Genomic DNA, 14,382 nt, shown 5'->3' on the forward strand with positions numbered 1-14,382 from the left:
AATTTTAGCAACTTTTTTTATTTCTATAAGAAATTAAAAAAAATAAAGCGGTCTACGCTTTATTTAATTAGGAACTCAGCCCACACATAAGTATGATCCGAAAGCACAGAACCGTTTCGAATTTTTTCATCTTGACCAATTTCAATTCCCAATTTTGTTAATTCTTCAACAAGTTTGCTATCCTCTTTTGTTTTATAAATATCAAAGATGCCAGATTCTTCAAGTTTATAATCGGTTTTATAAAAAAGTTTATCATATGGTTCTGAGAATCTTTTGGTTGTACCAAGTGATGTGCTGAATTTTTCAGTGTCACCAAACACAGACTTATATTTTTCTTTGAGTGTGCTAAAAACAAATGATTGTTTTCCGTGTTTTATATTAGTGTCTCCGCCAAAAAAAATATTGCTTTGAGGTCCGTCTATTGAATCAAAATAATCTAATACATTAACTAGTTGTTGGCCCTCTCTATATTCGAATGTTCCAACCCCTTTTTTTGTTTTTTCACCGATTGCCCTATTTGATTTAGAAACCCCTGGAGCGTCAAAATGATCGAATACAAAAGTTAGTTTAACATCTGGTTTTAATTTATATTTAAATTTTATACCATAGGGAGGTCTTGCATATTGGGCCTTTTCACTATTAGAATTAATAGTGAATTCTTGTGTATAACTATAACCAATTTCGCCATTTGAGAATGCTTCTGGTTCCATTTCCTTTGTGTTATATATAACTGCTACATGCTCTGCAACATTAGGTCCAAATTTATCGCCTTTCAATTTTTTTGAAGCTATGTATGCATACATATTTGAACTTGATAATTTATTCATTTCATCAACAATATTTTTGACACCATCGGCATTATCAACCTCAGTTAGGCCCAAAACATCAAAATTTTCTTGTTTTGCTAGATAAGCAATTCTTTTGGTTTTCTTTTCTTGTTTTGTTAAATCACCTGTGAAATTTAAAATATTTCAATGTCCATATTTAACCTTATTGTCGCCACTTGGATCAGGTTGCAAAGGTTCTTTGTCTTTCTTTTCATCATCTTTATTATGCTCAGTTTCACCAGGATTCTTTGGTAGTGGAGTAGATGAAGAATCACTTGATCCATTATTTTGTTCTTTATTATCGTCGCCCTTATCTTGGCCAGGATCCTTTGTATCCTTATTTCCTTCTTCTTTTTTTTCTTTTTCAGGATTTTGTTTTAAACCCTGGTCATTATTTCCATTATCTTTTTCTTGGCTTTCCTTTTCTTCTGGCTTTTTGCTATGATCAACATCATTATTATTTTTATTACCGCAACTTGCAGCAATCAATGGCAACAACACAAGTGGTGATGCACATAGTGATAATAATATTTTCATCTTTTTGCTTTTATTTTTCATAATATAAATTTTACTACTTTATAAAAAATATCATCTAGGAGATATATAGTTTAGGTTTGCCCTCTTTTAAATTTGCAATATTTACTATAAAATTTTAAAAAAATAAAATTATAAATTTTTGTTTTTAATTTAAGCTATTTTTTATCAAAATCATAACCTAATTCAAATAACAAATCCTTTATTTCCTGAGCTTTTGCAAAATCTCATTTCTTTGAAGCTAGCTGCATCTCTCTAATTAATTCATTAATGTATGACTTTTTAGCCTTTAATTTATAATCATTACCAAATTTAGAATTCAAAATAAGATCAACATTAATTTTGGGAATCGGTTTAATAACCGTTTTTGGAATAATATTGTGTTCTTTGTTAAACTTTATTTGAATTTCTCTCTTTTTTAAATTATCATCTATAGTTTCTTTCATTGCTTCAGAAACTTTATCAGCAAAGAAAACTACTTTTCCATGGTCATTTCTTGCGGCTCGACCAACAATTTGAATAAGCGAAGATGTATCTCTTGAAAATCCATTTAAATCAGCATCCAAAACAATAATTAAACTAACTTCAGGTAAATCAATGCCCTCTTTCAATAAATTAATTCCTATTACAACGTCGAACTTTCCCATGCGAAGACCCGCTAGAATAGCATTTCTTTCAAAAATTTCTAATTCATGATGAATGTAAGCTGATTTAAATTTTTTTTCTTTTAAAAAATCCGAAAATTCTTCTGCGCTTTCTTTTGTCAAGGTTAATATTAATGTTCTTTCGTTTCTTTGAATCTGCGATTTTAGTAAATCATATATTTTGGCTTGTTGATTCTCTTTAAGCATAATCTCGATTTCTGGATCCAACAGCCCAGTTGGCCTAATAATCTGTGTAATAACCTCACCATTAGCATATTCAATTTCTCTTTTTTTGCTTGGTGTTGCAGACATATAAATGCGAGGAAAATCATACTCAAAAAATTCTTCATATTTTAATGGCCTATTATCAAGAGCAGATGGTAAACGGTAACCATATTCAACAAGAGTATCTTTTCTCGATTTATCACCGAGATACATTCCTTCCAATTGCGGTAATAATAAGTGACTTTCATCGATGTAAATCACAGCATCCTTTGGTAAATAATCAAACATTGTATAAGGTTTTTGACCCGGCAGTCTACGATCAAGATATCTTGAATAATTTTCCATGCCTTTTGTATAACCAAAATCCTCAATAGAAGCAATGTCAGCATTAATACGCTCATTTAGCCTTTCATACTCAAGGAGTTTGTTATTCGATTTGAAAAAATCTAGCTGGCTAGATAATTCATCTTTAATCTCCGCAGATATCATTTGAATTCAATCTTTATTCATGATATAAGTGGTACATGGAAAAATGGTAGTACTGCTAATAATTTCAATAACATCCTTAGTTATAGAATTAATTATTTTAATACTCTCAATTATATTATTTTCATTAACTTCTATTCTTATTTGGCCATTATGCTTATAACCAGGGCATATTGTTAAGACAGAACCATATGCAAAAAATTCACCAAAATCAATATCAGGATAGATCTTTTTATTTTGATAACCCATTTGTACTAATGAATATTTTATTTCCTTGATGCTTATGCCCATTCCGACATAAATATTTAATAAATATTTCTTGTACTCATGTGGATTAAAAGCGCCATAAATTGCTGCAACAGATGCGACAACAATAGTGTCCCTTCTATTGAGTAATGAATTAAAAGCTGAAATTCTCATTGATTCAATTTCTTTATTAATTGTAGACGACTTTTCAATAAACAAATTATCTTTAGGCAAATAAGATTCAGGACGATAATAATCAAAATATGAAACAAAGTACTCAACTTTATTTTCGGGAAATAGTTCTTTAAGTTCGTTATATAATTGGCTAGCTAAAGTTTTATTATGACTAATCACTAAAGCGGGTCTATTGCTATTTTGAATAACATTGGCCAAGGTGAATGTTTTACCAGACCCTGTAACGCCTAATAAAACTTGATGTTTTTTGCCCTCTTTTAACCCCTGAATTAATTTATCAATTGCTTGGGGTTGGTCGCCAGATGGCTTATAGTCAGAAACAAGTTTAAAATTCTTCATAATTTAAATTATATACTAAGCATATTTATCTATCAGAAACATCCCTTCTATATAAAATTATGATACAATTAGTTAATTATGAAGATAGCAAAAAAAATATTATTAACATTAACAAGTTTTTCTGTTCCTTGCATCTCTACTGCTCTTGTTGTTTCGTGTTCGAGAGGCGAATCATTGAATGATTTTGCGAAAGCATTCGTTTTAGGAACGGCTGGTAGAGAAAACTATAAAAAAGATACTAAAACACTAGATTTAAGCAAAACTAATCTAAAGGTTATTCCAGCTGGAGCCTTCTCAGGAAATTCATTACATGGTTTGTTTTTAAACACTAATGAACAATCGCATGCAGCTCCTGAATTTCTTGCTGCACCAGGAATCTTTGATATTAAAAAAAATGAGATTAATATAGAAAAAATTATTCTTCCTAGCAGTTTAGAAATTATTGAAAAAGGTGCTTTTGCCAATTTAGGATTAAAAGAAATTCAATTTGATATTTCTTCAAATAACCTAACAAAAATTGAAGAGGAAGCTTTTGCAAACAACAGATTAACTAAAGTAGAACTACCATCATCAATTGCGGAAATAAATGAAAAAGCATTCTATAACAATCAAATAACTTCAATCAATATCGAAGCCGCGGCAAGACTAAAAAAACTAAGTTTTGGTGTTCTCGCTAAAAATAAATTAACTCAAATAAATTTAAAGAACATTAACACTATTGAAGACTCGGCGTTGGCGCTAAATGAATTTACAATGCTTAACTTACCAAAAAATGTTACTCGTGTTTCAGAAAAAATGTTTTTCTTCTTTGGAAAAAATAGTGATGCTCATAGCGTAGAATTAACCATTGAAAATGGTACTGTTAAAAAACAACTAACTAACGCGCTTAAAGAAAATAATGATCTTCACTATTCAATCAAATAATTTTTGATCAGCTAATGGCTGATTTTTTTATTTATTTTTTGTTTTTTTGGATTAAAAACTATTTAATTATTCTGACTTTAAGCTAAAACCTAACTATCCAAAATTAATTAGGGATAACTTTATTAAATATTTGATTTATTTGATAATAAACATTAAAATTTTAATCTTAAAGATTGTTTTATTAAACGATATGATTTCGTAATTAAATATTAAGAAACAATATAAAAATATCCTTGCTTTATTTGCCTATTAATTCTTAAAAATTATTCATTAATCTTTATTATCTATTGCATAACAAAGAAGGTGCTTATATTATGCTGCACCCCAAAAAGGTTAGGAAATATCCACGAAAAATAACATTTGCACATTATATATTTTTAAAAAAATAGTGCATCGCCATTATATTAACGCCTATTTTATACTATGAAATAACATAATAATTCTTTTTTTAAAAAATAAATAATTTAATTTTAGATATTTGCTGCTTTAAAGTTTTTTTGCAAATTTCTTCCAAGCTTCTGTATTTCAGCGTAACAAATATAATAAAGTCCTAAATAGTGGATCAATTATTGCAATAGAACTTAAACTTATTAAAAATATTTCTTGACTTATATTATTGCTTCCAAAAAGAATTAGAATATATACAAAACTGGTTTGTAATCCAATCATTGTGAATATAGAAATTAAATTAGGCATTCAAACATCATTGGCTCCCCACAAAGATCTTAATGTTGTTAATGGCCCTACATCCATCAATGATTTAATTGCAAAAATGCTCATTAAAATGTAACAATATTGGTTTATTAATTTTGTCTCTATTGAATATATTTTAAACAAAGGGTAAGTTAAAATAATTCCCAAAATACCGAATAATAGCTGAACTATAAAACCCGTTTTATAAGCCAAATTACCAATTTTTTTAGCCTTTTCAAGTTTATTTTTTCCGATTTGTGTTGCCACAACAGATGAGGTAACATAACTTAATGCTAGCAAATAAGCAGCGAATAAATCATAGATATTATTCAGAGCCCTTCAAAGACCAATAAACCTATCATTTAATTTAGCGTCCGGAATAGCCTTGGATAATAAATATTGCGAAACAAATCAAATCCCTGTTTCTAGTGAGATCGGGAAACCGATTTTAAGAATTTCCTTAATATATTTATTATTCCATGTTTCTTTAAACTTAATTTTATGATTCTTGACAACATATTTTTTCACTAAGATACTAGATATCACAATATTAATTAATGAACCTATGATAATTTCAAGTGAGGCTAGGAATGCATTTTTTATTACAAATAGAATCATAAAAATTCAAATTGTTCTAACAATTGTTCCAACAATTACGCCAATTATAGCAAGTTTATTTTTCTTTATTGCTTGCAATGAAGAATTCATTATAAAGGCAATGGAAGTTATAAAAATATCAATAGTACCAATTCTTAAAAATTTTATAGCAAAACTATGTTCATTTTTAACTTCTACTTCAACATTAGTTGGAATATAATTGATCCCATCAGCAAATCCACCAACAAATATTTTATGATTTAAATCAAGTTGATAAACCTGCTCTAATTTTAAGTTAGATTTCTTTAAATTACTTATAAAATTGTTATAGTCAACTTCCTTTTTTCAACCAATAATAAAAGTATTTTTAGCGCCTGAAAGTGATAAAAGTTTAGGAGCACTAAAAAATACAATTAAATATATTGCGCCATTCAAAATTAGTGATAAATAAAAAGCTGATCAAAGAAGTTTTGCAATTTCTTTTTGCTTTCCTTGACCATAAAGATTGGATGCTACAACTAAAACACCAAGTTGGAATAATAATGGTAAGAAAGTTATTATTTTATATACAACAAATATCTTTGCAAAAGTATAAAAATAATAGCCATTGTAAGACCCATCAGCATGATAAACACGATTATAAAAACTGACAGCTAATGATCCCGCAATGGTAACTGTGGCGAAAAATAATGTCTGAATAAAAATGGGAAAAGATAACCTTAAAAGATATTTGAAGTTATATTTTTGTTTAAAATACTTGTCGTTTTCAATTGCTTTAATATTCATAGTTTATCTATTAATTTTACTAAAAACATAATTATAATTTTTGTAATAAAATATATAGATAAAATCATATCAAAACATATAGGAGAAATTATGGGTTTCTGGTCAAAACTAAAAGATAAACTTTTTGGAACAAAAGAGGAAAGAATTGCAAAAAAACAAGCTAAAATAGAAAGTAAGGAAAAGAAAAATCTTGCAAAAGAATTAAACAAAAAAAATAAATTAGAAAATTACATAGCAGGTTTATCTAAATCAAATTCCTCATTCATTGAAAGCATTAAACAAATACAAAATAGGCATAATAAAATTGATGATAATTTCTTTGATGAACTCGAAGAATTACTTATTATGTCAGACATTTCAATAAAATTAGTTCAAATAATAATTAACGAATGTAAAAAAGAAGTTAAAAACGAAAATATTCAAGACCCTAAATTGATTAATGAAATTATTGCAGACAAATTATTCACTTTCTACGCCTCTAATTCAATTATTGATACAAGTCTTAATGTTCAAGACAACCGAATTAATGTAATTTTGGTTGTTGGTGTTAATGGCTCTGGTAAAACTACTTCAATATCTAAAATCGCTCACAAGTTAATTCAAGAACAAAAAAAAGTTTTAATTGCTGCTGCGGATACATTTAGAGCTGCAGCCGTTGAACAGTTAGAGATATGAGCTAATAAAGTTGGGGCAGATATAGTAAAACCGCTTAACAATGAAACAGATCCTGCGGCAGTTGTTTATCGCGCAATTGATAAAGTTAAAAACGATAATTATGATGTTCTAATAATTGATACTGCAGGAAGATTGCAAAACAAAATTAACCTTATGCATGAATTAGCTAAAATTAATAAAGTACTGCAATCCAAAATACCAGGCGCTCCTCATGAAAGTTTATTAGTTTTAGATGCTACAACTGGGCAAAACGGTATTTCACAAGCAAAAGCTTTTGGCGAAGCGACAAATCTAACTGGAATTATTTTGACAAAAATGGACGGAACCTCAAAGGGAGGGATTGTATTAACAATTAAAGATGAAATTAATCTAGCCGTAAAATTCATAGGCTTAGGGGAAGGGATAGACGATTTAGCCGAATTTGATCTTGATTCATATATTTATGGTTTAATGAAAGGTATAAATGAATAATGGAAGATATTGAAGAAAGAGAAAAAATTATTAAATTGTTTGATAAATATGGGCAATTATTACCACAATCACAAAAGCAAGCCCTATATCTCCATTTAATTGAAGATTTATCTTTTGCTGAAATTGCTGATGAGTTGGCAATGTCAAGACCGGGCGCATTTGATGCTGTTAAAAAAGCAAGGCAAAAACTTATATTGCTTGATAAGAAACTGGGTTAAAAGTACTTATTTTGTTGAGTTAAAATAGTTATATTAATTTTAAAAAATATATAATTTTAAAAATAGTAAAACTTTTTAGAGGAGTTATTTAATGTCTTATAAATATAAAAGGGTTTTAATAAAACTTTCAGGAGAAGGATTAGCAAATAAAGAAAAACATTTAGCTATTGATTATGAACTAGTTGAAAAATTTGCTAAACAACTTAAAGTTATTATTGCCAATAATGTCGAGGTTGCAATTGTTGTTGGCGGCGGTAATTTTTGAAGAGGAACAAGCGCTGCGAAAAATGGTATTCAAAGAGTTAGAGCTGATTACATTGGTATGCTAGCAACGACTATGAATGCACTTGCCTTACAATCAGGTTTCGAACATAACGGGTTACAAACTAGAGTATTATCTTCATTAACACTAGATCCCAAGGTTTGCGAGGTTTATATAAATGAAAAGGCTAAAAAATACCTAAAAAGTGGCGAGGTAGTAATTTTTGCTGGCGGAACTGGTAGACCTTTTTTTACAACAGACACCGCTTCAACATTATATGCTTCCGAAATAGAAGCTGATGCAATATTAATGGGTAAAAACAATATTGATGGTGTGTATGATAGTGACCCTAAATTCAATAAAAATGCAATTAAATTCAATACATTAACTTATGATGAATTGCTTGAAAAAGACCTGAAGGTTATTGATCAAACCGCTGCATCAATGGCAAAAGAAAATAATATTGATATAATAGTTTTTGATATTAATGAAAATGAAGCATTATTAAGAGCTATTGAAAATAAGATACCAAATACAATCATTGCTAATAAAAAATAGAGGAATTATGGAGTTAAGTTTTTATATAGAAGATTTAAAAAAGAATATTAAAAAAACAATCGACAATTTTGAAGTGCAATCATTAAAAGTTGCTGTCGGAAAAGCAAACCCCGCTTTGATTAATAAAATTAAAATTAATTACTATGAATCGTGAATGAATTTAGATGAATTAGCTTCAATAAGTTCAAATGGACCATTAGAATTATTAGTTAAACCTTATGATATGGCAATTCTAAAAATAGTTGAAAAAACTCTTATAGACCAAAAACTAAATATTACTATTATTAATATGGGACATCAATTAAGATTAATTTATCCGCAAATGACAACAGAAAAACGTATGGAAATGACTAAGTTATTAAATCAAATCGCTGAACAAGCAAAGGTGGGGATAAGACAAATCCGCCAAGATATTAATAAACACATCAAAGCAGATAAAGAACTGTCAGAAGATCTACAAAAGAATTATTTGGACCAAATCCAAAAAGAGATAGACAAATCAATTGAAAACATAAATTCACTAACTAAAATAAAAGAAAAAGATTTAATGACAATTTAATAAAATCAAAATAGTTCACCGGAATTACTGAGAATAAAAAAATAAGTAAATTTATAAGAAATATACTTGTTCAAAAAGGCAAAACTATAATAAAAGATTAATGCATCTCATTAAAACTAAAAAAGTTTTGTGTAAATCTATTAGACCTTTCTTAAGAAATTTTATTAAGAAAGGTCTTTTAATTATAAAAAATAAAGAAAGAATAATTAAACCTAAATTATTAATAAATGCACAAACGGGATTTTAACAAATTGTCTCTTTTAATAAAGAACCGTTGTGCAAAATTCTAAAGGTAGTATAAAAAAAATGTGTAAGTTAATCTCTGGCTTACTTTTTAGTAAGTGATTTGAGAATAGCAATTACACAAATGTAAATTTATTACCAAAAAACAGGTCCTCAGTTAGGAACAACTTTATTTCATTTTTCTAACTGATTTTGGATTGCAAAATAAACTGTCTTTATTAAAGAGTCATCAGTAGGAAATGAAGTTTTGTTTCTTGATATTTTTCTAATATTTCTATTTAAATTTTCGATGACATTTGTTGTATAAATAAGCTTTCTAATTTCGGTTAGAAAATTAAAAAAAGCAATTAGTTCATCGATGTTTTTTTGTCAACTTTTAAGCGCATAGTGATACTTATAATCTCATTTTTCTTTGAAAATATCTAGGAATCTAGATACTTCATCTTAGGGACTATAGATATTTTTGTTTTGTTTACAATTAATGTTTTATATAGTGCATTTTCTATTAATGTTACTTTAATTTATTTGCTTTATCGCTAAACATAATATAAATATAGGCTTCAATAATTTGATTTGTACGTTCATCAATAGATTTTTTTCGATTTTTAAAATCCTCAAGACATTTAATAGGTTCTTCAACTATTGGGCTAAAAGATATTTCAGTAAAATTACCATCTTTATCTGGTAGCAAGGACATTATTGGTGTGTTTAATGCAAAATTTGTTTTTGATACCATATTATATTTACTTGGATCTTTAACCATTTCATTACTTAATCTTGAGTTATCCGGCTTAAACATTAAATCACCATTACCAATCTTGTAAACTAGTGTCATATAGTCTGTATTAAAATCAATATTCATATTTTTTAAATCTTTGCGATCTTCTGGTGAAGGTTTTTGCGGCAATATGTGTTCATAACTTAAATTTAAATAGCTTAAATCATTTTGACGTTCATCTTCACTTCTAAACTTTTCATATCAAAATGGCTGTTCGCGCTTATTTTTGAAACCGCTAAATACACGTGCAATAATTAATTTATACAGTTTATTTGACACTGGTTTAAATGATGAATTCTCATCAGTTATTTCATAATTAAATTTATTATTAAGATGTTCGCGCAATAACTTAATATTTTTATCGTCTTCATCATTTAACGATAGCATCTTAATAAGTTCTTTATAAATTTGATTAGCAAATTCAACATCTACAGGCTTATTATCTTTGAATAACAATTTATTTGTTTTATTAATTATTGATGTACCTAGAGATTGTCCTTTAAAATCAAGTTCCCATAATGTGTCAAACTTTTCAATTTTGTATAGTACTTTAGACAAAATAATAAGATTTTCTTCATTTAAATCAACATTTGGAAAAAAGTTTAATTTGTTTAGGATTGATATGATTAAAGGAACATAAATAGATTTAGAACCACCCGATGTTATATTATTGATTTGCAAATTAATAAAATTAATATATTTAATTTTTTTATTAAAGTCATCAACAAAATTTTTAAACTCTACACATTCATGTTTAAACACGGTTAAATTAGAATCTATAATATTATCTATTTTTTCAACGCACCCAGTAAATGCGTATTCGTAATATACAAACTCTTTTCATAATTCATAAATTATGTTTCGCGCATTTGAATTATGAGAGGTGAAAATTTTAAATTTTTCAAATGTTCTAGTTGTAATATCGTAGTAGTTTGAATTTATTTCTTCTATTTTATCTGCTTTACCTTCCTTAACAAGTCAAGCATCAATAAATGTCACTATTTTTTTAATGTCTTCATCATTATCTAATTTATTTGATTTTCTAAAATAAATATTAACTGTCTTATTAAACTCATTAATATTTACGCGGTTTGTTGTGTGCTGAAAAATTAAATTTCTTAATAAGTCTAAAACTCCAAGACGCTTGCTATATTGATTTATATTTTGAAATATTTTAGTTAGGTCTCCTCTATTGTACTCTTGTATAGAAACAATATTAATTTTTACATTATTCAAAAAGTATTTACATATTGATTTGATGTTATCCTTTGTTATTTCTTTATCGAAATTGCGCACTATTTCATTGTAATTTTCATAAAATCTTGTTGAACGGTCGACTTCTTTAGCGTTAAAAAATAGATTGTATAGTTGAGTGTAGTGTTCAGGACATTGAGACTTAAAATCTTCTAGCATTTTCTTAATAATTTTAATGTTGTTATGCCCGTTATCAGACAATAAAATTTTCTTAGCTTCTTCCTGATTGAGAGACATAGCTTTTCTCAATAACATTAAATAAATTAGTAATAGCGAAACTATTCTTTGTTGTCCATCAATAATATTGTATTTATAATTAATACTCATTAAAATTATAGTATTCAAAAATGTTGTCTGATCGTGTCCTTGACGTGCGTTTTTGGAATCAATTAAAATATTTTGAAAAAGTCCATTAATGATATATTCATCTCATGAGTATGATCTTTGAAATATAGGTATTTGGTATCTTAATTCTGTTTGCGATTGAATAATGTCTTTAAAAGATAATATTTCCGAAAGTTCCTTAATGGTTGTTGTTGCATCGTCCAGTTTATCTAAAAATGGATTACTATATTCACTGTTAAGGTTTGGTATATTAAAATCAACTAAATCATTTATCTCTTGAAGCTCCCACATAATATTTGCAACATTTGTAATATTTGCTATTTTATCAATGATGTTTCTAAACATTTCTAATACTTGATTGCTTTCTTGTGAACCGTCTTCACCCACAATATTAGATACGAACTTATCAAAATCAGCCCCTTTAGGTTCAATGTCTCAACATTTAATAAAATAGCGGCTTAAATACTTTTTATCAACTCTTAGCAAAACGTTAAACCAATATTTAGTTACTTGTAAATCCTCATTTTTTTTGTAATCTGCATCATTATCGGACTGATAGTTCTCAAAAGATTCTAAAGGTTTAATTATATATTCTTCTAAAAGTGAACCAAGATTTTCTCTTATGAATTGATATATTAATCAAGAATTATCTTTACTAGTTTTGCTATTTAAAAATGTAATAAATTGATCGCTCACGTAATAATCATCATTCTTTTTGAAAACTATTCTTGTACTATAAAGAACATCAATAATTTGTCTATATACTGAATGAGCGTATAAATTATCTTTAGATCTATAGAATAAAATGCCTTGTCTTTCCTCACCTAAAAAAGCTTGGTATTTTTTGTTGTTTCTATTAAAAATATATATTTTTTTATTTGTATCATTGATATTTGGAATTCAATTACCAACAGAATTATCAATATATGTTGTAATACTTGTGTCAATTTTTCAATTTTTATATCCATTATTACTAAAAAATTTTTTTCACTCTTTCTTACTTATTTTACTCATTTAAATCTCCATTTATTTTTTCTATTTCTTCAACAGCGTTAAACACTGACGTAATTGCTTCAACAACAATAGAGTTTCCTGCTTGTTTAAGTAATGACTCTTTTGTTAATATTCCTTCGTCATAAAAAAGTTTTATTTTGTCATAATCTTCTTTTCCAAAGCCCATTAACATAAATGCTTCACGTGGACTTATAAACCTATATTGAAGTTTTGCTTTATTATTGTTTTTGCACTTAATAATTCCAGTGCATGGTATCCTATCTTGTTTAGTAGTCAATGTATTAATGATGTAGTTTTTAGAATCATTAATTATTTTTTGTGTATTAACCATTCTTAGTCGAGAAGGTGTGTTATTAATCAACATATCGATATTTTCTTTTGTGTTGCTTCTAAAATCAAAGATATTCTTAAAACGTTCTTTTCGTTGTTCGAGACTTAATTTTTTTGCTTGATTTATTTTGCTAATAAAATCACGAAACTCAAAATCATTACTAAATGGAGTATATATGTTTTTTAACACACTTAATGCAAACACACGTTCTCTTTTTTGTATCGAACCTGCATCTAAACTATTAATTACTGTTGTGAATGTTTTATAACCCAATTCATCAAGAAACGCAACTCATTTTTGATACTCAGGCATAAATTTTTGAGACAATAAATTCTTAACATTTTCCATTATTAAGTACTTTGGTTTATGATAGGAATTGGACAAAATTCGATAGATTTGTCAAACAAGTGATGAAGTAGATTCATCATTGTTGATTCCTTTTGCTCTACCCATATTTGCAACTGAAAGTCCTTGACAAGGAAAGGAATAAGTAACTAAATCAATGTTGTGTTTTTTTAATATATTTGGATCTAACTTACGAATATCTACTTGATTATTACTTAATAGTATTGATGCAGCAAGATATTTTTTGAATTTAAGGCTTTTAAATTTAATCTTTGCAGGTGTTTTTGAGTTAAGAGATAAACAAAACTGCTTCAAAAATTCGTTCACTTGTAACTCAGTGGTTAAATTATTATTTGCCAATATTTTTAGATAATTATCATGTAAATTATGATGCATTGTGGCATATGATATGTTGGCACGTGCATCTCAATCAGCGGTGGCCACTATCTTAAACACACCCTTATTTCTTAATTTGTTTATGTTTGTAATTGCTTTATTTTGTGCTCCTATACCTGAAAAAGTTTCCAAAACGTTTATTGTTTTACTCATCAAAAATACAAAAAAATTCTTAAATTTCTTTAAGAATGTCAAGGTTTGCTATTAATAATAGGAGAATACTTTAAAAATGGAAACTTCTTAACTATAATTAATATATATATATATATATATATTATCTATACAAAATAATTTATTGATAGTTTTTTGTCGCATAGAAAAATTATATCATATAAAAATTCAAATAATTGTCCGGTGTAGCGATATATTTCATTAATTAGCGTGAAAAATGAGCCACCGATATTTTGAATTTGTTTAATTATACATTTTGCATAATT

General features: G+C 27.4%; 11 protein-coding genes. 5 read left to right on the forward strand and 6 right to left on the reverse strand.

What is annotated here, in order from left to right:
• Positions 1-59: 59 nt before the first annotated feature.
• Both ACWXVM_RS01895 and uvrB read right to left on the reverse strand, forming a co-directional pair.
• The gene (locus ACWXVM_RS01895) at positions 60-1,385 is read right to left on the reverse strand and encodes an MnuA family membrane nuclease (protein WP_455994050.1); all 1,326 of its coding nucleotides are present in this window, start codon (positions 1,383-1,385) and stop codon (positions 60-62) included.
• A gap of 134 nt (positions 1,386-1,519) precedes the next feature.
• A complete protein-coding gene (gene uvrB, locus ACWXVM_RS01900) occupies positions 1,520-3,496 on the reverse strand; it encodes an excinuclease ABC subunit UvrB (RefSeq protein WP_455994052.1) in 1,977 nt (658 codons plus the stop codon).
• A 78-nt stretch (positions 3,497-3,574) separates the two neighbouring features.
• Here uvrB and ACWXVM_RS01905 point away from each other — a divergent pair, with 78 nt between their 5' ends.
• A complete protein-coding gene (locus ACWXVM_RS01905) occupies positions 3,575-4,420 on the forward strand; it encodes a leucine-rich repeat protein (protein WP_455994054.1) in 846 nt (281 codons plus the stop codon).
• 486 nt (positions 4,421-4,906) lie between these two features.
• On the opposite strand, the gene ACWXVM_RS01910 is transcribed toward ACWXVM_RS01905, so the two are convergent.
• The gene (locus ACWXVM_RS01910) at positions 4,907-6,496 is read right to left on the reverse strand and encodes an MATE family efflux transporter (RefSeq protein WP_455994056.1); all 1,590 of its coding nucleotides are present in this window, start codon (positions 6,494-6,496) and stop codon (positions 4,907-4,909) included.
• Positions 6,497-6,586: 90 nt separating this feature from the next.
• Here ACWXVM_RS01910 and ftsY point away from each other — a divergent pair, with 90 nt between their 5' ends.
• The 4 genes from ftsY (at position 6,587) to ACWXVM_RS01930 (ending at position 9,239) form a co-directional block, all read left to right on the forward strand.
• On the forward strand, positions 6,587-7,642 hold the full coding sequence (gene ftsY, locus ACWXVM_RS01915; protein ID WP_444704905.1) for a signal recognition particle-docking protein FtsY: 1,056 nt from the start codon (positions 6,587-6,589) through the stop codon (positions 7,640-7,642).
• On the forward strand, positions 7,642-7,860 hold the full coding sequence (locus tag ACWXVM_RS01920; RefSeq protein WP_438340513.1) for a sigma factor-like helix-turn-helix DNA-binding protein: 219 nt from the start codon (positions 7,642-7,644) through the stop codon (positions 7,858-7,860). Before ftsY ends, ACWXVM_RS01920 begins: the two co-directional genes overlap by 1 nt.
• Before the next feature lie 91 nt (positions 7,861-7,951).
• Positions 7,952-8,680, forward strand: coding sequence for a UMP kinase (gene pyrH, locus ACWXVM_RS01925; protein ID WP_438340512.1), 729 nt, complete (start codon positions 7,952-7,954; stop codon positions 8,678-8,680).
• A gap of 7 nt (positions 8,681-8,687) precedes the next feature.
• The gene (locus tag ACWXVM_RS01930; protein ID WP_438340511.1) at positions 8,688-9,239 is read left to right on the forward strand and encodes a ribosome recycling factor; all 552 of its coding nucleotides are present in this window, start codon (positions 8,688-8,690) and stop codon (positions 9,237-9,239) included.
• Between the two features lie 378 nt (positions 9,240-9,617).
• On the opposite strand, the gene ACWXVM_RS01935 is transcribed toward ACWXVM_RS01930, so the two are convergent.
• From ACWXVM_RS01935 to dcm, 3 genes are all read right to left on the reverse strand, one after another.
• Positions 9,618-9,902 (reverse strand): transposase, encoded by a 285-nt coding sequence (locus ACWXVM_RS01935; RefSeq protein WP_455994062.1) that lies wholly within the window; start codon positions 9,900-9,902, stop codon positions 9,618-9,620.
• A 91-nt stretch (positions 9,903-9,993) separates the two neighbouring features.
• A complete protein-coding gene (locus ACWXVM_RS01940) occupies positions 9,994-12,873 on the reverse strand; it encodes a DUF262 domain-containing protein (RefSeq protein ID WP_455994058.1) in 2,880 nt (959 codons plus the stop codon).
• Positions 12,866-14,098: a DNA (cytosine-5-)-methyltransferase gene (gene dcm / locus ACWXVM_RS01945; protein WP_455994060.1), complete on the reverse strand. Its 1,233-nt coding sequence runs from the start codon at positions 14,096-14,098 to the stop codon at positions 12,866-12,868. The genes ACWXVM_RS01940 and dcm overlap by 8 nt, the downstream gene beginning before the upstream one ends.
• Between the last annotated feature and the right edge of the window lie 284 nt (positions 14,099-14,382).

The sequence above is a fragment of the Mycoplasma sp. 2261 genome, from assembly GCF_053851575.1.